Source organism: Pseudomonas sp. B2M1-30, from assembly GCF_025447575.1.
Taxonomy (GTDB): Bacteria; Pseudomonadota; Gammaproteobacteria; order Pseudomonadales; family Pseudomonadaceae; genus Aquipseudomonas; species Aquipseudomonas botevensis.
Map to the genome: position 1 here is coordinate 219,484 of NZ_JAOEJT010000003.1, position 21,198 is coordinate 240,681.

Consider the following 21,198-nt stretch of genomic DNA (forward strand, 5'->3'; position numbering starts at 1 on the left):
AGGGCTGAATCGCGGGATCGGATAGGTGGCGCAATTATGCTGGGGGATTGTTCAAAGAGGAAACCGGTGAACCGGACGCAGTTCACAACTTGCGGCGGTTATCGAACCACCGCGTACTCGTGACCGCAGGCCAGGCAATGGCTCAGCCATTCCCCCAGGAACAGATTGAGCTGGGCCTTTTCATCGGGCTGATGCATGGCCGCGTTCGGGTAAGGATAGATGCCGCGAAAGCGTCGCGCATGTTCGGCGCTGATCACTTCGGCCATGCGCGCATCGTGATAGACCTGCACCTCCAGTTGCGGCACCGGCAGCCACGGCAGGCTGTGTTCCTGACGCACCTGCAGGGTGGTGGTATACGGGCAGGTCTGCAGCACTTCGAGGGCCAGCACGCCGAGCATCTGCTCGCCCTGGGTCACGGCGATGCGCCGCGCCTCGGGATCGTTGCGCATGTCCGGCAGCAGTCGCATCAGGCGCGCATAGTTGGCCTCGCAGGCGGCTTGCAGCCCCACGAGGTCGACCCGGTAGCGATCGCGCAACTTGTTTACGACCATAGCCCCCTCACTTCGGCGCGATTGAGCGCCAGCCACTGCAAGGCGATGATGCTCGCCGCATTGGCAATCCGTCCGTCGCGTACGGCCTGCAGAGCATCTTCAAAAGCCCAGACCGTGACGCGGATATCTTCTGCTTCTTCCTCCAGCCCATACAGGCCGCCGACGCCGGTTGTCTCGCAACGCCCCAGATACAGATGCACGAACTCGTTGCTGCCGCCCGGCGACGGGAAATATTTGGTCATCGGCCACAGGGCCTTGATGTCCAGTCCAGCTTCCTCCTGCGCTTCGCGGTGAGCAACTTCTTCCGGCTGTTCATCCTTGTCGATCAGACCAGCGACCAGTTCCACCAGCCACGGGTTATCGGTCTTGCCCATGGCGCCGACGCGAAACTGCTCAATCAGCACCACTTCATCGCGCTGCGGATCGTAGGGCAGCATGCACACGGCGTCGTGACGCACGAACACTTCACGGTTGATTTCGCGGCTCATGCCACCGGCGAACAATTCATGGCGCAGGTTCACCCGGTCGAGCTTGTAGAAGCCCTTGTAGCAATTTTCGCGACGCACGATATCGATGGCGGTCGGCGTGGCATTGGCAAAATCAGTCATGAGCATCCTCGTCTACTGCAAATCCGTTACGAGGTGCCTTTTGTGACTTGCGACCTCGATTTCGCGCATCCTAACGCGCCCGCGCCGTTTGATGCAGCCCCTTTACCGTCTGCGGGATGGACGGTGGAGGCGAAACCCACTCTAATTAGCTTAGTGGCGAACTGACTGCTTCGTTGAGAGTCGAAGCGGTAACTTTTTGCCTTCCCCTGCTTCAGAAAGGACGCCCATGTCGCTTTTCAAAATCGCCTCCGTGGCCGCCATCGCCCTGACCCTGGGCGCCTGCGCCAGCCTGTTCCAGCCCAATTACCGCACGCCGCTGGAAACCACCCGCGATGCTTCGGAACAACTGAAACCCGGCTGCTCCAACCCTGACTGCCCGCTGGTGAACATCGACACCGTACATTTCCCGGCAGAACCGGCGCTGGACGGCATCATCGAAAAACGCCTGCTGCAAATGACCCGCACCGAAGCCAGCGACCCGGTAGCGCCGACCCTGGCGGCCTATCGCGAGCAGTTCCTGCGCACCGCCGGCCCGCGCAACAGCAGCTATTTGCAGGCCAAGGTACGCGAGCAGCATGACGGACTGGTGATCGTCGAGGTGTCGAGCTACCTCGACACCGGCGGCGCCCATGGCACACCGGGTCGCGGCTTCATCAACTATTCGCGTCAGCAGCACAAGGTGCTGACCCTGGCGGACATGTTGCTGCCGGGTCAGGAAGACGCGTTCTGGAAGGCCGGGCAAGTGGCGCACAACAGCTGGCTGATCAGCACCAAGCTTGATCAGGAAGCGGAGTTCGTGGCGAACTGGCCGTTCAAGAAAACCCCGCACGTGGCGCTGACCTACGGCGGCGTGATCCTCAAGTACGACGTGAGCACCATCGCGCCTTATGCGCTGGGCCACGTCGAACTGAAAATCCCTTACCCGCGCCTGAATGGCATCCTCAAGCCCGAGCTGTTTCCCGGCCGTAACTGAAGGCCCGGCCGAGAACGAGTTGCAGCAGCCCTGCCAGCACCAGCGCCGGCAGGGTTGCGCCGACGTCCGGATACAGATTCGCCAGCAAATGATAGGCGCTGATGCCACCCAGCCAGGCCAGCAGCGCCGGCCAGCGCAACGCGGCTGACGCCACCTGGCCACTGCGCTTGCGCAGGATGAAGTGATCCACCAGCACCACGCCGAACAGCGGCGCGAACACCGAGCCGATCAGCAACAGGAAATTCTGGTACTGCGCCAATGGCGCGAGCAACGCGATCAGGGTGCAGACCACACCAATGATCAGGGCCAGATGCTCGACTTTCAGACGCAACAGAATCCCGCTGGAAACCGCTGCCGAGTGAATGTCGGCGAAGGCGTTTTCCGACTCGTCCAGCAGGATCAGCAACAGTGGAATCCCCAACCCCGCACCGGCCAGTGCCAGCAGCAGCGCGTTGACTTCCCCGCTCGGCGCGAACGCCAGGGTGTAGGCCACGCCAAGGCTCATCAGCCAGAAGTTGCCGATAAAGAAGCCGACGGCGGTGCCACCGAACACGTTTCTCGCCCGCTTGCCGAAACGCGAGTAGTCGGCGATCAGCGGCAGCCACGACAGCGGCATGGCGATTGCGATGTCGAAGCCCACGGCAAACGGCATCGACCCGTCACCGGCCTGCGCCCACAGGGCAGCGAGATCAGCCTTGGCGAACAGGTTCCAGGTCAGCCAGAGGCACGCCGCAAGCAGCAGCCAGATGCCCCATTTGCGCAGGATCTTGCGCACGAACGTCAGCGGTCCACTGACCGCGAGCAAGGTCGCCAGTGCGCCGAAAAACAGCGTCCACAACACCGGGTTCGCCCACAGCGAACCTTCGCTGAACGCACGGGTGCCAAGCAGGCTGGCGGCGTCACGCATGACGATGATTTCGAATGAGCCCCAACCGACCAGTTGCAGCAGGTTGAGCAGCGCCGGCAGGCTCGCGCCCTTGCTGCCGAGGCTGAGTTTGAGCGCGGCCATCGACGACAGACCAGTGTCGCTGCCGATCACGCCCACGGCCGCCAGCAGCAGCACGCCGACCAGCGTGCCAAGAAAAATCGCCAGCAACGCGCCGGACAGGCCCAGTCCCGGCGCCAGCAGCGCACCGGTCTGCAACACCATCAGGCCGATACCGAGGGAGAACCACAGGGAAAACAGATCACGACCACCGAACACGCGCTTGTCAGCGGGTACGGCGAGATCGGGGGAATAGGTGCCGGGTTGAATGCTCAAGGGTGTTATCTCAGAGGAATATTTTTGTCATTGAGATGGTCGGCGCCGGTTCTGCCGCCCTCACGCGAAAGCCCGCTCCCACACAGATTCCCCGTGGGAGCGGGCTTGCTCGCGAAGAGGCCCGTACCGGCGCCGCCGGTCTCAGGTCAGATCAAACTTTCTTGTACAGCTGACTGCCTTCCTTCTTGAAGCGCTCGGCCTGTTCCGCCAGGCCTTGGGCGACGTCCACGTCGACCGCGTCGATCCGCTGGTTGGCCGCATATTCGCGGACTTCCTGGGTGATCTTCATCGAGCAGAACTTCGGCCCGCACATCGAACAGAAATGCGCGACCTTGGCCGAGTCTTTCGGCAGGGTTTCATCGTGATACGAACGGGCGGTGTCCGGATCCAGGCCGAGGTTGAACTGGTCTTCCCAACGGAATTCGAACCGCGCCTTGCTCAAGGCATTGTCGCGGATCTGCGCGCCCGGATGGCCCTTGGCAAGGTCCGCTGCGTGAGCGGCGATCTTGTAGGTGATGATCCCGGTCTTCACGTCATCCTTGTTCGGCAGGCCCAGGTGTTCCTTCGGCGTCACGTAGCAGAGCATCGCGCAACCGAACCAGCCGATCATCGCCGCACCGATGCCGGAGGTGATGTGGTCATAACCCGGAGCAATGTCGGTGGTCAGCGGGCCGAGGGTGTAGAACGGCGCCTCGTCGCAGCACTCCAGCTGCTTGTCCATGTTCTCCTTGATCAACTGCATCGGCACGTGGCCCGGGCCTTCGATCATGCATTGCACGTCATGTTTCCAGGCGATCTTGGTCAGCTCGCCGAGGGTTTCCAGTTCACCGAACTGCGCTTCGTCGTTGGCGTCGGCAATCGAGCCCGGACGCAGGCCATCGCCCAGCGAGAAGCTGACGTCGTAGGCCTTCATGATTTCGCAGATTTCGTCGAAGTGGGTGTAGAGGAAGTTCTCTTTGTGGTGCGCCAGGCACCACTTGGCCATGATCGATCCGCCCCGGGACACGATGCCGGTCACGCGCTTGGCGGTCAGCGGCACGTAGCGCAGCAACACACCGGCGTGAATGGTGAAGTAGTCGACGCCCTGCTCGGCCTGCTCGATCAGCGTGTCGCGGAACAGCTCCCAGGTCAGGTCTTCGGCCACGCCGTTGACCTTTTCCAGCGCCTGATAGATCGGCACCGTGCCGATCGGCACCGGCGAGTTGCGGATGATCCACTCGCGGGTTTCGTGAATGTGCTTGCCGGTGGACAAGTCCATGACCGTGTCCGAACCCCAGCGGATGCCCCAGGTCAGTTTCGCCACTTCTTCTTCGATGGACGAACCCAGAGCGCTGTTGCCGATGTTGCCGTTGATCTTCACCAGGAAGTTACGGCCGATGATCATCGGTTCCAGTTCGGTGTGGTTGATGTTGGCCGGAATGATCGCGCGACCACGGGCGATTTCCTCGCGGACGAACTCGGCAGTGATTTCTTTCGGGATGCTCGCGCCGAAACTGTGGCCGGCATGTTGCTGCTTCAGTAGGCCGGCGGCGCGGGCCTCTTGCAGTTTCATGTTCTCGCGGATGGCGACGTATTCCATCTCGGCGGTGATGATGCCTTTGCGCGCGTAGTGCATCTGGCTGACGTTGACCCCGGCCTTGGCGCGGCGTGGATTGTTGACGTGGGCGAAACGCAGCTTGGTCAGCTCCGGATCGGCCAGACGCTCCTGGCCGAAGTTCGAGCTCAGGCCGCTCAGGCGCTCGGTGTCGCCACGGTCGTCGATCCACGCCGAGCGCACATCGCCCAGGCCTTTGCGCACGTCGATCACCACGTTCGGATCGGTGTACGGGCCAGAGGTGTCGTAGACGGTCACCGGGGCGTTGATTTCGCCGCCGAAGTCGGTCGGGGTCACATCGAGGGTGATTTCGCGCATCGGCACGCGGATGTCCGGGCGGGAGCCCTGAACGTAGACTTTTTGCGAACGGGTGAACGGTTGAACCGACTGCTCATCGACCTTGGCCGAGTCACTCAGGTTGATCGCGTTTTTTGATTTTGTCGTCATCACGGGCTCTCCAGACAGCATCCAGGCATGGATTGTCGGAGCAGAACCTGAAAGGCACGGACGCACCAGGACTGGTGCTGTGCATCGTCGTCGAGCGTTCGATTGTCGAACAATTTCCCGGACGAAGCACAAGAGGACTCGCCGGGTGGACGAGAAATCTTGTTCCCTACGCAGGCGCTAACCTGATCAGGTTCAACGGGATCCGAAATTATTCGATCTCAGCCTCATAGCAAGGCACCCCGACAAGAACCCGGCCAGTCTAGACACAACCGGCAAAGAACGCCAACACCGTGGCAAACACCATGATGAATGGCGCAATTGCGGCGGCTTGCAGGATTGTTGCCGCTGCAATGCGCAACTACACTCGCTGTGCCCTGCTGCGCCTTGACGCCGCAGTGTCCGCGCCCTAACTTGGGCGCCCGGATTATTTCCATAATATTCATGCTAGGGATCGCCTCATGCTGCGCAAACTTTCACTGGCTGTTGCCGTGTCTTGTGCGTCCAACGCAATGGCCTGGGCAGCCGAAGCGCCCTTGTCGACCAAAACCGATCTGGTCAGCGTTTATCAGGAAGCGGTCGACAACAACGCCGACCTCGCCGCCGCCCGCGCCCAGTACGGCGCCCAGAAAGAAGTCGTGCCCCAGGCCCGCGCCGGGTTGCTGCCGAACCTGTCCGGCGGTGCCGAAGTCGCCGACGTGCGCACCTCGATCGACCAGCCTTCGGCCATCGCCAACCGCAGCGCCCATTCCTATCAGGCGACCCTGGCCCAACCGTTGTTCCGCGCCGACCGCTGGTTCCAGTACCAGGCGGCCAAGGACGTCAACGAACAGGCGGCGCTGCAACTCTCGGCCACCGAGCAGAACCTGATCCTGCAAAGCGCCGAGAGCTACTTCAACGTGCTGCGCAGCCAGGACAACCTGGCCTCGACCAAGGCTGAGGAAGCGGCGTTCAAACGCCAGCTCGACCAGTCCAACGAGCGCTTCGACGTGGGCCTGTCGGACAAGACCGACGTGCTGCAATCGCAAGCCAGCTACGACACCGCGCGCGCCAACCGGATCGTTGCCCAGCGCCAGGTGGACGATGCGTTCGAAGCGCTGATCACCCTGACCAACCGTCAGTACAACTCGATCCAGGGCATCGTGCATACGCTGCCGATCCTGCCGCCGGCACCCAATGACGCCAAGGCCTGGGTCGACACCGCCGCCAGGCAGAACCTCAATCTGTTGGCGAGCAACTACGCGGTCAGCTCCGCCGAACAGACGCTCAAGCAGCGCAAGGCCGGCCACTTACCGACCCTCGATGCCGTGGCCAAATACGAGAAGGGCGACAACGACGCCCTCGGCTTCAGCAACCCGAATGCCTTCGGCACGCCCTACAGCGGCAACGTCGAACAGCGCACCCTGGGCCTGCAACTGAACATTCCGATCTACAGCGGCGGCCTCACCAGTTCCCAGGTCCGTGAGTCCTACTCGCGACTCGACCAGACCGAACAGCAACGCGAAGGCCTGCGCCGGCAAGTGGTGGAAAACACCCGCAACCTGCACCGCGCGGTGAACACCGATGTCGAGCAGGTGCAGGCGCGCCGGCAGTCGATCATCTCCAACCAGAGCGCGGTGGAAGCCACGGAAATCGGTTATCAGGTCGGTACGCGCAACATCGTCGACGTGCTGGACGCCCAGCGCCAGCTCTACACCTCGGTGCGCAACTACAACAACACCCGCTACGACTACATCCTCGACAACCTGCGCCTGAAGCAGGCGGCCGGCACGTTGAATCCGGGCGACTTGCAGGACCTGACCCGCTACCTGAAAGCCGACTACAACCCGGACAAGGACTTCCTGCCACCGGATCTGGCGAAGGCGGCAGAAGAACAGCTCAAAGCCCGCCCGTAAAAACCAAAAAAGATCGCAGCCTGCACCAGGCTGCGATCTTTTTTTGCATCTCGATGGCCGATTATTTGATCAGTCGGCCCAAGCCATCCAGCAGGCGCTGCAACGCGCCCTGATTGCGCCGCATCACGCTCAACCCGGCGTCGGCCATGCGTTGCGCATCCCGTGGCAACTCGAACAGACGCTGAATCTCTACCGCCAGACCTTCGGCATCATCGACCTCGACCAACGCCCCGGCGCTGCGCAGTTGCGCGGCGATGTCGAGGAAGTTGAACAGGTGCGGGCCGCTGATCACCGGTTTCGCAAGGGCTGCCGGTTCCAGCAAGTTGTGTCCGCCGTTCGACACCAGGCTACCGCCGACGAAGGCGCTGTCGGCCAGTGCATACAGAAACAGCAACTCGCCCATGGTGTCGCCGAGCAGCACCGACGTTCCAGCCTCGACATGGGCGCCGCCGGAACGGCGCACCGTGGCAAAACCTTCGCGCTGACACAACTCGAACACGGAGTTGAAGCGCTCCGGGTGACGCGGCACCAGAATCAGCAGCGCATCGGGATGGTTCGCCAGCAACCGACGATGGGCATTCAACACCACTTCGTCCTCGCCTTCATGGGTACTCGCGGCGATCCACACCGGTCGTTCCAGCGCCTGCCATTGCCCGCGCAGATCGGCGGCGCGTTGCAGCAGTTGCGGATCGATGGTCAGGTCGAACTTGATCGAGCCGGTGACTTCGACCGTCTCCGCACGCGCGCCCAACTCACGGAAGCGCTGGGCCTCGGCGTCGCTCTGCACGGCGAACAGGCTCATTTCGGCGAGCATCGGCGCGGTCAGTTTGCTGAACCGGCCATAGCCCTTGGCCGAACGCTCGGACAACCGGCCGTTGGCCAGCGCCACCGGAATCCCGCGTTTGGCGCACTGGTGAATGTGGTTGGGCCACAATTCGGTTTCCATGATGACCGCGAGCTTCGGTTGCACGCGATCGAGAAACCGCGCCGCCGCACACGGCAAGTCGTAAGGCAGGTAGCAATGCTGAATCCGCGGTTCATCGGCAAACATCGCATGAATGCGCTCCGAACCGGTCGGGGTCATGCAGGTCACGGTGATCGGCAACTGTGGATAACGTTGCAGCAGCGCACGGATCATCGGCGCCGCCGCGATGCTTTCGCCCACCGACACCGCATGCACCCAGATGCCGCCGGGTTGCAGCGCGGGCATGGCGTAGCTGAAACGTTCGCCAATCCGCTTGGCATAGGCCGGCGCCTTGCGCGAACGCAGCCATAGCCGAATCGCCACCAATGGCAGCCCCAGGTAAAACAGCGCGGTGTAGAGAGTTCTATTCATGGCGGCGGAGTTTATCGACTTTTGCCGCCGATCGCCCGCAGGTGTATGGCAAATCGCTCCGCCAGCCAGCGGGCGGCCGGGCCGAGCGGTTCGTCACGGCGCCAGACCAGTTCCACCACCAGCGCCGGGGGTGTCCATTCGCTGTCGAGTTCGACCATCAACCCCTGATACGCCGAGTACTGCACCACATGGCGCGGCAGCCAGGCCCAGCCGAGGTCGCGCACCAGCCATTCCGCCATCACGTAGAAGCTGTCGGCCCGCCAAACCTGCGGGCTGGCGGGTTCGTTGCCGGGATAGACGCTGGTTTGCGTCGACATCAGCAATTGCCGGTGTTGCGCCAGTTGCTGACAGGTGACGTAGGGCTGCGTCGCCAGTGGATGGTTGACGCCGCAGACCGTGACCATTTCCACGCTGCCGAGTACGCGGCGCTCCAGCGCTTCGGGGATTTCATCGTGGTAGAACAGCAGACCGAGGTCAGCCTTGCGCTCCACCAGTTTGCGCGACACCTCGCCTTGGGCGGCGCTGGTCAGTTGCACTTCCAGGCTGGGAAACTGCTCGGCCAGCGCGCCGAAACTTTCCACCAGCGCCTGATAGGGCATTGCCTCGTCCTGGGCCACACGCAATTGCGCTTCCTGGCCGCGCATCATCGCCATGGCCCGACCATTCAGGCGCTCGCACTGGCGCAGCACTTCCCGCGCCTCTTCGAGCAACGCCTCGCCGGCCTCGGTAAGACTCGGCTGACGACCGCTGCTACGCTCGAACAGACTGACCCCAAGATCATCTTCCAGCAGCGCAATGGCACTGCTGATCGCCGATTGCGCCTTGCGCTGCTGGCGGGCGACGGCCGAAAACGAACGATGCTCAGCGACGCTGACGAACACCTGCAACTGCTCCAGATTCCATTGCATGCTCATGGGCAACCCATCTCCAAAACAGATAGGTAATGACTTTACCCCATCTGGCGAATCCCTAGAATGCCGACCTCAGCAAGCAACATTTACATGAGGATTGAACCATGACCGCCTACGCCTACCTGGCCATTGCCATCTGCGCCGAAGTGATCGCCACTGTTTCGATGAAAGCGGTCAAGGGTTTCAGCACGCCCCTGCCTTTGCTGCTGGTCATCGTCGGCTACGGGATCGCGTTCTGGATGCTGACCCTGGTGGTGCGCAGCGTGCCGGTGGGCGTCGCCTACGCGGTGTGGGCGGGCATGGGCATCGTGATGGTCAGCGTCGCCGCACTCTTCATCTACGGGCAGAAGCTCGATGTACCGGCGATGCTGGGAATGGCGTTGATCGTGCTGGGCGTGGTGGTCATCCAGCTCTTCTCGAAAACCGCCGGGCACTGACGGCAGCGACAAGCCTCAAGCAGCAAAGCTGCAAGTTTTCGGCTCCGGGTTGCAGCTTGCAGCTCGAAGCTTGAAACTTGCAGCTTCTTTAAGCCCTGAGGTCGTTGCATGCCATCCGTTATTTCCACCGACGTTCTGATTGTCGGCGCTGGTGTCGCCGGCCTCTGGCTGAACGCGCGCCTGCGCCGCCAGGGCTTTTCGACCGTGCTGGTGGAGAGCGCCAGCCTCGGTGGCGGGCAGAGCGTGAAATCCCAGGGAATCATCCACGGCGGCGCCAAGTACGCGCTGCATGGTGCGCTGACCGGCGCCTCGGAAGCCATCGCCGACATGCCGCGCCGCTGGCGTGAAGCGCTGGCCGGTGACGGCGAGCTGGATCTGCGCGGCGTGCGCCTGCTGTCCGAAGCCCATTACCTGTGGTCGCCGGGCACCCTGGCCGGCAACCTCACCAGTTTCTTCGCCAGCAAGGCCGTGCGCGGCCGGGTCGATCAGGTCAAGGGCGAGCAACTGCCGCCGGCCCTGCAGGACAAGCGTTTCAAGGGCAAGGTCTACCGTCTCGCCGAACTGGTGATCGATGTGCCGAGCCTGGTTCAGCGTCTGGCGGATCTGGCCGGCGACGGTCTGCTCGCCGGGCGAGATATTCAACCACTGCTGGAAAACGGCCAACTGGTCGGCCTGAAAGTCGACGAGCGCGAGATCCGTGCCCAGCGCATCGTGCTCAGCGCCGGCGCCGGCACCGAAGACCTGCTCAAGGTCCTCGGCCTGAGCCAGCCGGCCATGCAACGCCGGCCGCTGCACATGATTCTCGTCAAGGGACCGGGCCTGAAGCCGCTGTACGCGCACTGCCTGGGCGGCGGCACCAAGCCGCGCATCACCGTAACCACCCATCCGGCCGCGAACGGCCAGTGGGTCTGGTATCTGGGCGGCGACATCGCCGAGGCCGAGGGCGTGGCCCGCGAGCCAGCCGAGCAGATCGCCACAGCGCAGAAGGAACTCGGTCAGTTGCTGCCGTGGATCGACCTGGGCAGCGCGCAATGGGCGACCCTGCGGGTCGACCGCGCCGAGCCGCTGCAAACCGGCCTGACCCGCCCGGACAACGCCTTCCTCGCCGAGCAGGATCGGCTGCTGGTGGGCTGGCCGACCAAACTGGCACTGGCCCCGGACTTCGCCGACCGGGTGCTCGCTGCGCTGCAGCGCGACGGCATCCAGCCAAGCCACGCCGCCCTGCCGTCGGACCTGCCGAAACCACCGATGGGCGTTCCGGCCTGGGAGCAATTGCTGCCATGAGCCTGCCAACCCTGCACGAACTGCACCGCCCATTGGGCAGCATCGGTCTGATGGTTTCTCCTCTTGGCCTGGGCACCGTGAAGCTGGGCCGCGACCAAGGCGTGAAATATCCCAACGGCTTTCAGATCCCCGACGATGACGCGGCGCGCATGCTCCTGCGTCAGGCTCGGGATCTGGGCATTAACCTGATCGACACCGCCCCGGCCTACGGCCGCAGCGAAGAGCGCCTCGGCCCGCTGCTGCGCGGCCAACGCCAGGACTGGGTGATTGTCAGCAAGGTCGGCGAAGAGTTTGCCGACGGCCTGTCACGCCACGACTTCAGCGCGGCCCACACGCGCATGTCGGTGGAGCGCAGCCTGCAACGCCTGGAAACCGACTTCATCGATCTGGTGCTGGTGCATTCGGACGGCAACGACCTGGCGATCCTCAACGACTGCGAAGTCTACGCCACCCTCGCGGCGCTCAAGGCCGAAGGCAAGATTCGCGGTTTCGGCTTTTCCGGGAAAACCGTCGACGGCGGCCTCAAGGCGCTGGAGCAAGGCGATTGCGCGATGGTCACCTACAATCTGAACGAACAAAACGAGAAGGCCGTCATTGACTATGCTGCTGACCACGGCAAAGCCATTCTGGTGAAAAAAGCCCTGGCCAGCGGTCATGTGTGCCTGAGTCCCGGCGTCGACCCGGTACGCGCCAGCTTCGAGTTGTTGTTCGCCCAGCCCGGCGTGGCCAGTGCTATCGTCGGCACGATCAATCCGCTGCACCTCGCCCACAACGTTGCGACCGTTGCCCAGGTCATTCGTGGTCACTGACGCCGCCTCGCGGCCTTAAGCAGGAGCCGACATGCCGCGCACGCTCATCCGCAAGAACCCGAGCAACTTCAAGACGCTGCCGCTGTTCGTCGAAGCGACCCCCGAAGGTCTGGCCTACCAGAGCGTCGGCATGCCGCTGAATTTCGCCCAGACCCTGCAACGGCGAAAGCCGGTCACGGTGCCGGACGCCGAGCGTTTCGCACTGGAGCTGGCCAACCTCGGTGTATCGGTGCGACTGACCCTGCATTGGCAGAACCGCGACTATTGGGTGCTGGTGCGCCAGCGCCGGCAGGATCGTGGCGATGTGGTACTGAAACTGATATCCGGCTACGTGCCGGCCCATGAGCTGAATATTCCGCTGCACACAGCGATTCAGGAGATCGCCGAAGAATGCCTGCTGGAAACCCCGGAAGGCTGGCTCGGCGGGCGCTTCAACGACACCTGGCTGCCGGCGCCCTACGCTGCCGCGCTGCATTACCGCGAAGCGTTGCCGTTTCGCCTGACGCCGCTGTCCGGCTCGGCGCGCCCGGTGCGCTGCGCCAATCTGCAATTGCTCGAGCGGCCACGGGCCTATGTGCATCTGCCGACCGCCTCCTTGCAGTTGATCTACGATTTGCGCCTGGAGGTGCCGAAGGAAGCCAAGACCTTGAGTCTGTTCCATGTCGACGAACGTCTTGAGGGCGATCAACTGGTCGCGCGGCTCGACCGCAAACGTCCGGACCTGTATCTGATGCCGTTGCAGGACGGCGAACCGCTGGCCGAGCTGTATACGCTCAAGAAGGGTCAGTTGTCCCCGGCGGGCACCCGTGGGCTGTATCTGGCGGAGAGTTTCGCCAGACAGGACGGCTGGCTGGTGCGCGACGAGCGGATTCGCTGGAAGGACTGGCTGCGTCAGCAGGGTTTGACAGCGCCAGACAAGGACACCGGATTGGCGCGCTTGCGTGGCAAGGCGAAGCAATTGCTGAAGAAGATCGTGCCGCGCAAGACGGCTTGATCCTGATTGCTCCCACGCAGCGCGCGGGAGCAATCAAGTACAGGTCACTCGGACTTGCGGATTTTTTCCACAATCGCGGTGGTCGAGCTGTTTTCCACCAGCCCCAGCACCTTCACGGTGCCGCCGTAGGCCTTGACGATATCGGCGCCGACCACCTGATCGATGCCATAGTCGCCACCCTTGACCAGCACGTCCGGCTTGACCTCCCGCAGCAGGTTCTCCGGGGTGCCCTCGGCAAAACTGATCACCCAGTCCACCGCGCCCAGGCCGGCGAGCACCGCCATGCGTCGGTCGACGCTGTTGATCGGCCGCCCCGGGCCTTTCAGACGGCTGACCGAGGCGTCGTCGTTGATCGCGACAATCAACCGATCGCCCTGCGCCCGCGCCTGCTCGAGGTAGGTCACGTGGCCGGCGTGGAGGATGTCGAAGCAACCGTTGGTGAAAACGATCTTCTCGTTGTGCGCCCGGGCATCGTCAACCGCCAGCAGCAGTTGCTCCAGCCCCAGCACGCCGCGCTCGGAACCTTCCTCGCGCTGAATCGCACGGCGCAGTTCCGGGGCGCTGATCGCTGCCGTACCGAGCTTGCCGACCACGATGCCGGCCGCCAGGTTGGCCAGCGCCACCGCGTGCGGCAGTTCTTCGCCAGCGGCAATTGCCGCCGCCAGAGTGGAAATCACCGTATCGCCGGCACCGGTCACGTCGAACACTTCACGGGCACGGGCCGGCAGGTGCAGCGCCGGGTGCTCCGGACGCAGCAGGGTCATGCCGTGCTCGCCACGGGTCACCAGCAATGCGCCGAGTTCCAGGTCGTGCATCAGCTTCGCGCCCTTGCTCACCAGTTCGTGCTCATCGGCGCAACCGCCGACGATGGTTTCGAACTCGCTGAGGTTCGGGGTGATCAGGCTCGCGCCACGGTAGATCGAAAAATCCTTCCCTTTCGGATCGGCCAGCACCGGAATGCCTTTGGCACGGGCGGCCTGGATCAGCGCCTGATGGTTTTTCAGCGCGCCTTTGCCGTAGTCGGACAGCACCAGCACCTTGATACCTTCCAGCAGATCGTCAACCTGGGAGGCAAGCGCGAGGGCGTCGGTGGCAAACGGTTCTTCGAAGTCGATACGCAGCAATTGCTGGTGCCGGCTCATGACTCGCAGCTTGACGATGGTCGGCTGGTGCGCGATGCGCTGGAACAAGGCCTTTACGCCGGCACCCTTGAGGCTGTTGCTCAGGCTGTCGGCGGCCTCGTCGTCACCGGTCACACCGACCAGCGACGCCGGCGCACCCAGCGCGGCAATGTTCAAGGCAACGTTGGCGGCACCGCCCGGACGGTCTTCGATTTGCTCGACCTTCACCACGGGAACCGGCGCCTCAGGGGAAATCCGTGAGGTCCCACCATGCCAGTAACGGTCGAGCATGACATCGCCGACCACCAAGACAGGGGCTTGATCGAATCGCGGCATGGACAACTTCATGGAGCAACCCACATACAAAATGAACAGGGGCGCGATATTAGCACAGGGTTGGCGAAGGCTTGTGCGACGGCTGCAACAGGATGAAACAACGGGTTTTTTTGCTCATTTTTTGAGCAGAATGGCTGCAAGGCAGCGGCAGGCCGTCGTCAGCTCGAGTGCGTCGGTATCAATCCGGCACTCGGCCGCCAGCGGCGCTTCGTACGGGCTGTCGATGCCTGTGAAATCCTTGATCCGCCCTTCACGCACGGCGCGGTACAGGCCTTTGGGATCGCGTCGGGCGCAGACTTCAAGGGAGGTGCTGACATGCACTTCGATAAAGTCACCCGCAGCAAACAGCTGACGCGCCGCCTCCCGCTCTGCGCGGAACGGCGAAATGGCCGCGACGATCACAATCAGTCCGGCATCGAACATCAGGCGTGCCACTTCACCCATACGCCGGATGTTCTCGCGCCGACACCCGTCGCCCATGCCCAGATCGCGGCACAAGCCGTTGCGCACATTGTCGCCATCCAGCAGGAAGGTGTGCAGGCCGTATTGATGCAGGTGCAGTTCAAGGGCATTGGCCAGGGTCGATTTGCCGGCCCCCGACAACCCTGTCAGCCACACGCAGCGCGGTCGTTGCTTCTTGAGCGCCGCACGGGCCTGATTCGACAGCGCCAGTTCATAGGGCCGGATGGCCGATGCATTTGTCGTCAAGCAAAGCGCTTCATTCATAGCCGAGCAGCTCGTAGTCACGTTGATAGACCCGCCGCACCAGACGCCGGGTACGCAGCGTGCAGAACTCCCGCGCCAGCATCGGGCGCCGTTGCCGGGAGACGTTGATGCGGGGCAGTTGGCTCGCCAGCCCCAACTGCTCGCAGACCAGGCCGAAATCCCGCTCCAGATGTTCCTGATAACCGATGAAATCCAGCGCCAGATGCCCCAGCGAGTCGGTGAGAAAGTCGGTCTGCGCAGCAAAGTGCAATTGGCGCGGGATGGTTTCGGCATGCAGCCAGCGAGCGACAAACTCGTCGAAATCACGGTAATTGCGTACCAGTTGCTGCGCGGCATGATCGCGCCCGCTCAGCTCGTTGCCGCGCAAAAAGGCGTAGGCCGAATAAGCGCGCTCCAACGGGTCGCGCACGAAGGCGAATTTGTAGACGGCCGCGAACTGCTCGGGAAACTGTTCTTCGTACCAGTACAACGGCAGATGGCCGGGACGCCAGCCATCGAACATTGCCGTACACACGCTGCTGCCGGCACATTTGGGCACATGGATGAACAGGCAGGCGCGCCGCTCGAACGCCTTGGGAAAGGTCAGGTTGGCTGACATCGACTTGTTCACCACTTGCCGGTCGACCACCGACAGGCGCCCCAACAGAAAGGCCCGCTGCGGCTTGGGCAGCAGTTTCCAGAGATAGCGTTGCAGCATGAGAGTACCCGCGCGACGGGGATGGCCCCCTCGATGAAAGTCAGAGTTCGTTCAGGAACCTTAACAAGCGCGGTGCCGGGTTTTATTCCGGTTTGGTCAAGAAGCGTAAAGGTCTGGATACAAACCGATGAGGGCGCGGGACGGCGCCCTCATCGGTTGCTCGGGGGTCAGGCGATGTCTTCGGCCGGGGCGTCGAGGCCCAGCGCATTCAGGCGTGCGTAGTAACCGTTCTGCGCGAGCAGCGCATCATGGGTGCCGCGCTCGACGATCCGCCCTTGGTCCATGACCAGGATCAGATCGGCTTTCTCGATGGTCGACAGACGGTGGGCGATCACCAGCGTGGTACGGCCCTTCATCACCTGGTCCAGCGCGGCCTGGATGTGCCGTTCGGATTCGGTGTCGAGGGCCGAGGTGGCCTCGTCGAGAATCAGCAGCGGCGCGTTCTTGAGCAAGGCGCGGGCAATCGCCAGGCGCTGGCGCTGACCGCCGGAGAGCAGCACGCCGTTCTCGCCGACCTGGGTGTCCAGGCCATTGGGCAGTTGCGAGATGAAGTCCATCGCGTAGGCATCACGCGCAGCCTTCTCGATATCTTCGCGCGGCGCACCGGCCAGGTCGCCGTAGGCGATGTTGTTGGCCACGGTGTCGCTGAACAGCGTGACGTGCTGGGTCACCTGGGCGATGTGACGACGCAGGTTCAACAGCTTGTATTGCTCCACTTCCACGCCATCGATGAGAATTTCGCCCTTGTCGTGGTGGTAGAAACGCGGAATCAGGTTCGCCAGGGTCGACTTGCCGCTGCCCGAGCGCCCGACCAAAGCCACCATCTGCCCCGGCTCGGCCGAGAAGCTGATGTCGTCGAGCACCTGGCGATCGGTGCCCGGATAGGTGAAGCTCAGATTGCGCACGTCCAGGCGACCGCTGACCGAGTCGCGCTCGACCGTACCGGTATCGACTTCCGGCGCGACGTCCAGCTGTTCGAAAATGCTTTCGGCGCCCGCCACGCCTTTCTGGATGGTCGAGCTGACCTCAGACAACTGACGGATCGGTTTCGGTAACAGACCGGCCAGGGTGATGTAGGCCACCATGTCACCGGCCGAGGCATCGCCACGCAGGAACAGCACCAGGAACATCAGCACCGCCATGGCGCTGTAGATCACCAGTTGCAGCATCGGCGTATAGATCGCGCCGGTGCGGGTCATGCGCAGTTGCTTGTCGGTATTGCTCTGGCTGGCGTTCAGGAAGCGTTGTTCTTCGTAGGTCTCGCCACCGAAGCTGCGTACCACGCGATAACCCTGGATGGTTTCCGAAGCGACGTGGGTGACGTCGCCCATGGCCGCCTGGATCTTCTTGCTCTGCTTGCGGAATTTCTTGCTGGCGGTACGCACCATCACGGCGATGAGCGGCAGGATCGCCACCATCACCAACGTCAGCTTCCAGTTCATGAACAGCAGCGAGGCGAACAGGAAGATCACCGTCATGCCTTCACGGATTACGACCTTGATCGCATCTGTTGCCGCCCCCGTGACCATTGTCACGTTGAAGGTGATACGCGAAATCAGATGACCGGAGTTATGCTTGTCGAAGTAGCGATTGGGCAGGGTCAGCAGGTTGTTGAACAGCTGGATCCGCAGGTCGTGTACCAGGCCGAGGGAAACCTTGGCCAGAAAGTAGTTGCCCAGATACGACCCCAGCCCCTGCCACGCGGCGATCAGGATGATCAGCAGCGGAACCGCCTGCAGCAGTTGCAGGTCACGCAGGTACGGCACGGTCGGAAACAGCACCGCCTCAGGGTTGGACAGGCCGTCGACAAAGTACTTGAGGATGTAGCCGAGCATCGGCTGGGTCGAGGCGAAAATCAGGAAACCGACGATGCTGATCAGGAACAGACTGATATACGGCCGGACGTAACCGAGCAGTCGGAAGTAGATTTTAAGGCTCGAAGGGCTTGCGGCGGGACTGGAGTCGGTCATATCACGCGAAAGTCGATAAAAAGGACGCTGACTTTAGCACAGCTTGTTCGGGGTTCTGGCAATCGGCGAAAGGCTGGTATTGTTAGGCATGTTTTCCAGCATCAAATAGCCATCATCCGAATGGTCGATCAACTTCAGGATTGAATCTCACAGCATGCAACTTCGCAGCTTCAGCAGTACGTCCAATCGAGTTTTCGATTTCATCAGCCTGTGGATTCTACCCACCGGCTATTTCTTGCTCTTGTGCGCGCTGTTTTTTCTGCCGGGCCGCAGCCTTCATCACAAACTGTTTTATGGCTTGTTCAGTATTCCGACGCTGATCGCCCTCTGCCTGCGCCCGCGCGAACTCAAGGAGTTGCTGCGCGAGCCGATTTTCATCGCGATCCTGCTGTTTGTCGTCTGGGCGTTGCTAAGCCTGTGCTGGGGGCCGCATGACGAACCGGTCGGCGGGATGTTCAAACCGCCGCTGCATACCCTGCTGCTGTTTGCCGGCTGCTATCTGCTGGTGCGTTATCGCAGTGACATCCTGCAACCCCTGCTGTTTCTCGCCGCCCTGGTGGCGCTGATTGCCACGACTTGCTACCTGTTCATGTTCGCCCGGGTCTATGAACCGGGCATGCGCCTGATCGGTGGCGGTGCCTTCGACAACCCGCTGCTCAGCTCGCACCTGTTCGGTTTTTTCTGCGCCTACTGGCTGAGCGTGACCATGACCTGCAAGCGCCAGCGAATGATGTGGCTGAGCGTGCCGGCGATGGCGATCATGTTCATGGCGGTCATCGGCACCGGCTCCCGAACTCCGCTGGTGGCCCTCACCATGGCAGCCTTGTGGCTGAGCTTCATCTGCTGGAATCGCCGCTCGATTGCACTTCTGACGGCAATGGCCGTGAGTGGCCTTACGGTTTTCGTGCTGTTCGCACAGATGATTTTCGAGCGCGGCGACTCGTACCGCCTGGAAATCTGGCAAATGGTCCTGCACAAGATCGCCGACCACCCCTGGCTCGGTCATGGCTACAGCGCCAGCCTGGCGATCGATCCGGGGGTCGGTTACAACTTCCAGGAACCGCACAGCTTTGCCCTCGGCGTGCTCTATTACGTGGGCATCCTCGGCCTGATTCCCTGGCTGTTCTTTCAGGCATGGGCGCTGTCGAGCAGTTGGCGCCAGCGTGTGCAACCGCTGCTGATCGTCGCCTCGACCTGGCTGGTGTTCGGCATCGGCGCCGGGCTGACCGAAGGTGGCGGAATCATTTCGCGACCCAAGGAGCACTGGTTCCTGTTGTGGATTCCTCTGGCGCTGATCGCGGCCTTGAGCATCAACCAGCGAGCCCGGCGCCTGCTGACCCTGCCGGTGCAACCTCTGTCGGTGGCCGGTTTGCAGCAACTGAGCAGCGACGCCCAGGTCATCGAAGAAGACGGCCTCGGTCCGAAAGTCCTGCGCCTGTCCGATGGCAGCTTCCTCAAGCTGTTCCGACCTCGCCGCTGGTATACCTCGGGCAGTTTCAATCCGTATTCCGAGCGTTTCGCCGTCAACAGCGAGCAATTGCGCCAGATGGGCATCCCCACCCCGCAAGTACTCAACCTGTATCGACTGAGCGATGGCAGCAGCGCGGTGCATTACGCGCCACTGCCGGGCCACACCTTGCGTCAGGTGCTGCAGGGCATCACCGCGCCGGCAGTGCGCCAGGCGCTGGTCGAGCGTTTCGGCAAATTCATGGCCCAGCTGCATGAACAGGGGGTGTATTTCCGCTCGCTCCATCTGGGCAATGTACTGGTGCTGGAAGATGGCGAATTCGGGCTGATCGATCTGGCCGACCTGCGGGTCTACCCGTCGCCCCTCAGCCTCGCGTTGCGTCAGCGTAATCTGCGCCACATGCAACGCTACACCGTGGACAAGCGCTGGCTGTTCGAAGAACACCTTGACGCCCTGCTCCAGGGGTACGCCGTCACCGCGTCGAAATCCGCCGTGGACAATCTGCACAGGCAAGTGCTGGCCGCCAATACACCGGCGCAGGTTCAATGATGAACGTAACCAATCCCCTGATTGCGCTGGGCGCTTATTCACTGGCCATCGTATCCGCCGCACTGTTGCTGCGTGCCGTGCCGAAGATCGCCCGTCACCTGCAGCATTCCGGCGAAAGCCGCTATGCCAGCATCGATGGACTGCGCGGCTACCTGGCGTTCGGTGTGTTCGTACACCACTCGATCATCACCTGGATCTTTTTGCGCACCGGTGTGTTCGAGTTTCCGCCGAGCAACTTCTACTCGATGCTCGGCCAGGGCAGCGTGGCCCTGTTCTTCATGATCACCGGTTTTCTGTTCTGGGGCCGTCTGCTGGCCCAGGGCCGACAGCACGACTGGCTGGCGTTCGGCGTGTCGCGGGTGTTCCGCCTGTATCCGTTGTATCTGCCGCTGATGCTGGTCGTCTTCGCGACAGTGTTCCATTTGCAAGGCTGGGAGCTGAAGGAACCGGGCATCCAGCTGTTGAAACAGATTCTGGCCTGGCTGAGCTTTGACCGGCCAGACATCAATCAATACCCGCAGACCGGCATGCTGATCTCCAACGTCACCTGGACGCTGGCCTACGAAGTGTTTTTCTATCTGGCACTGCCCCTGGCCGCGACGGCGTTCATCTTCCGCAGCAACTGGCGGCAGATTCTGCTGTGCCTGATCGGGATCTATGCGCTGTATCAACTGGTCGGCTGGGAGCATTCGCTGAAGAAGCACTTCATTGCCAGTTTTCTCGGCGGGATTGCAGCAGCGTACTGGGTTCGCCGGCCACAACTGGTGGCGTGGGGCCGGACACGGCTGGCGAGCGTAATCGCCATCGTGGCCCTGGTCGTTGCCTTCACGGCATTCAACCGGGCATTCAAGACGACGCCGCTGTTTCTGCTGTCACTGTTTTTCGTGATCGTGGCATCCGGCAACACGCTGTTCGGCGCGCTGAAACCGCGCAGCATTCGCTGGCTCGGCGAGATCAGCTACAGCACGTATCTGCTGCACGGCTTCGTGCTCTGGCTGATGGTCCAGCGCTTGCCGCTGGCGCTGCATCTGGATGCCCGGGAAACCTGGGTCTACCTGCCGTTGATGGCGGTATGCACCTGCCTGCTGATTCTGGTCAGCAGCGCCACCTTCCTGTACATCGAGCAGCCGGGCATGAACGCGGGCAAGAGAATCGTGCAATGGCTGCGCCTGCGCCAGAAGGACAACAGGCCTGTGGCGGAAAAGGTCGCTCGCTGACCGCGAGCGACCCGCAC

General features: G+C 62.4%; 18 protein-coding genes and 1 riboswitch. Of the genes, 8 read left to right on the forward strand and 10 right to left on the reverse strand.

What is annotated here, in order from left to right; genetic code table 11:
* Positions 1 to 98 precede the first annotated feature (98 nt).
* Positions 99 to 551, reverse strand: a complete 453-nt coding sequence (locus tag N8H74_RS07645) for a DUF1249 domain-containing protein (RefSeq protein ID WP_217834702.1) — start codon at positions 549 to 551, stop codon at positions 99 to 101.
* Positions 542 to 1,159 carry an NUDIX domain-containing protein gene (locus N8H74_RS07650; RefSeq protein ID WP_217834701.1) on the reverse strand — a complete coding sequence of 206 codons (618 nt, stop codon included), beginning with the start codon at positions 1,157 to 1,159 and terminating at the stop codon, positions 542 to 544. Before N8H74_RS07650 ends, N8H74_RS07645 begins: the two co-directional genes overlap by 10 nt.
* 226 nt (positions 1,160 to 1,385) lie before the next feature.
* Between N8H74_RS07650 and N8H74_RS07655 the strand changes: the two genes are divergently transcribed.
* Entirely contained in the window at positions 1,386 to 2,132 is a 747-nt protein-coding gene (locus N8H74_RS07655; protein WP_217834700.1) for an RsiV family protein, read from the forward strand.
* On the opposite strand, the gene cytX is transcribed toward N8H74_RS07655, so the two are convergent.
* The gene (gene cytX, locus N8H74_RS07660) at positions 2,101 to 3,393 is read right to left on the reverse strand and encodes a putative hydroxymethylpyrimidine transporter CytX (RefSeq protein ID WP_262146813.1); all 1,293 of its coding nucleotides are present in this window, start codon (positions 3,391 to 3,393) and stop codon (positions 2,101 to 2,103) included. The two genes, N8H74_RS07655 and cytX, sit on opposite strands and share 32 nt — an antisense overlap.
* 151 nt (positions 3,394 to 3,544) lie before the next feature.
* Positions 3,545 to 5,434 carry a phosphomethylpyrimidine synthase ThiC gene (gene thiC / locus N8H74_RS07665; RefSeq protein WP_217834698.1) on the reverse strand — a complete coding sequence of 630 codons (1,890 nt, stop codon included), beginning with the start codon at positions 5,432 to 5,434 and terminating at the stop codon, positions 3,545 to 3,547.
* Positions 5,435 to 5,580: 146 nt separating this feature from the next.
* Positions 5,581 to 5,686, reverse strand: a riboswitch (TPP riboswitch).
* A 206-nt stretch (positions 5,687 to 5,892) separates the two neighbouring features.
* Here thiC and N8H74_RS07670 point away from each other — a divergent pair.
* On the forward strand, positions 5,893 to 7,326 hold the full coding sequence (locus N8H74_RS07670) for a TolC family outer membrane protein (RefSeq protein WP_217834697.1): 1,434 nt from the start codon (positions 5,893 to 5,895) through the stop codon (positions 7,324 to 7,326).
* A gap of 61 nt (positions 7,327 to 7,387) precedes the next feature.
* On the opposite strand, the gene waaA is transcribed toward N8H74_RS07670, so the two are convergent.
* Positions 7,388 to 8,662 (reverse strand): lipid IV(A) 3-deoxy-D-manno-octulosonic acid transferase, encoded by a 1,275-nt coding sequence (waaA, locus tag N8H74_RS07675; RefSeq protein ID WP_262146814.1) that lies wholly within the window; start codon positions 8,660 to 8,662, stop codon positions 7,388 to 7,390.
* An 11-nt stretch (positions 8,663 to 8,673) separates the two neighbouring features.
* Complete coding sequence (locus tag N8H74_RS07680) at positions 8,674 to 9,576, reverse strand: LysR family transcriptional regulator (RefSeq protein ID WP_217834695.1); 903 nt, start codon at positions 9,574 to 9,576, stop codon at positions 8,674 to 8,676.
* 101 nt (positions 9,577 to 9,677) lie between these two features.
* Here N8H74_RS07680 and N8H74_RS07685 point away from each other — a divergent pair, with 101 nt between their 5' ends.
* From N8H74_RS07685 to N8H74_RS07700, 4 genes are all read left to right on the forward strand, one after another.
* Positions 9,678 to 10,010, forward strand: a complete 333-nt coding sequence (locus N8H74_RS07685) for a multidrug efflux SMR transporter (protein ID WP_085685269.1) — start codon at positions 9,678 to 9,680, stop codon at positions 10,008 to 10,010.
* Positions 10,011 to 10,118: 108 nt separating this feature from the next.
* On the forward strand, positions 10,119 to 11,294 hold the full coding sequence (locus N8H74_RS07690; protein WP_262146815.1) for an FAD-dependent oxidoreductase: 1,176 nt from the start codon (positions 10,119 to 10,121) through the stop codon (positions 11,292 to 11,294).
* The gene (locus N8H74_RS07695) at positions 11,291 to 12,103 is read left to right on the forward strand and encodes an aldo/keto reductase (RefSeq protein WP_262146816.1); all 813 of its coding nucleotides are present in this window, start codon (positions 11,291 to 11,293) and stop codon (positions 12,101 to 12,103) included. Before N8H74_RS07690 ends, N8H74_RS07695 begins: the two co-directional genes overlap by 4 nt.
* Positions 12,104 to 12,134: 31 nt before the next feature.
* The gene (locus tag N8H74_RS07700; RefSeq protein WP_217834692.1) at positions 12,135 to 13,097 is read left to right on the forward strand and encodes a metal ABC transporter ATPase; all 963 of its coding nucleotides are present in this window, start codon (positions 12,135 to 12,137) and stop codon (positions 13,095 to 13,097) included.
* 44 nt (positions 13,098 to 13,141) lie between these two features.
* Here the strand turns inward: N8H74_RS07700 and hldE are convergent, their stop codons facing one another.
* From hldE to msbA, 4 genes are all read right to left on the reverse strand, one after another.
* Positions 13,142 to 14,566 (reverse strand): bifunctional D-glycero-beta-D-manno-heptose-7-phosphate kinase/D-glycero-beta-D-manno-heptose 1-phosphate adenylyltransferase HldE, encoded by a 1,425-nt coding sequence (hldE, locus tag N8H74_RS07705; RefSeq protein WP_217834691.1) that lies wholly within the window; start codon positions 14,564 to 14,566, stop codon positions 13,142 to 13,144.
* A 102-nt stretch (positions 14,567 to 14,668) separates the two neighbouring features.
* On the reverse strand, positions 14,669 to 15,280 hold the full coding sequence (gene cysC, locus N8H74_RS07710; RefSeq protein ID WP_217834690.1) for an adenylyl-sulfate kinase: 612 nt from the start codon (positions 15,278 to 15,280) through the stop codon (positions 14,669 to 14,671).
* Positions 15,273 to 15,977: a sulfotransferase family protein gene (locus N8H74_RS07715; RefSeq protein ID WP_262146817.1), complete on the reverse strand. Its 705-nt coding sequence runs from the start codon at positions 15,975 to 15,977 to the stop codon at positions 15,273 to 15,275. Before N8H74_RS07715 ends, cysC begins: the two co-directional genes overlap by 8 nt.
* A 167-nt stretch (positions 15,978 to 16,144) precedes the next feature.
* Positions 16,145 to 17,947, reverse strand: a complete 1,803-nt coding sequence (gene msbA / locus N8H74_RS07720) for a lipid A export permease/ATP-binding protein MsbA (RefSeq protein WP_217834688.1) — start codon at positions 17,945 to 17,947, stop codon at positions 16,145 to 16,147.
* 154 nt (positions 17,948 to 18,101) lie between these two features.
* Here msbA and N8H74_RS07725 point away from each other — a divergent pair, with 154 nt between their 5' ends.
* Both N8H74_RS07725 and N8H74_RS07730 read left to right on the forward strand, forming a co-directional pair.
* A complete protein-coding gene (locus tag N8H74_RS07725; RefSeq protein WP_262146818.1) occupies positions 18,102 to 19,964 on the forward strand; it encodes a bifunctional O-antigen ligase/aminoglycoside phosphotransferase family protein in 1,863 nt (620 codons plus the stop codon).
* Positions 19,964 to 21,181 carry an acyltransferase gene (locus tag N8H74_RS07730; RefSeq protein ID WP_262146819.1) on the forward strand — a complete coding sequence of 406 codons (1,218 nt, stop codon included), beginning with the start codon at positions 19,964 to 19,966 and terminating at the stop codon, positions 21,179 to 21,181. Before N8H74_RS07725 ends, N8H74_RS07730 begins: the two co-directional genes overlap by 1 nt.
* Positions 21,182 to 21,198 lie beyond the last annotated feature (17 nt).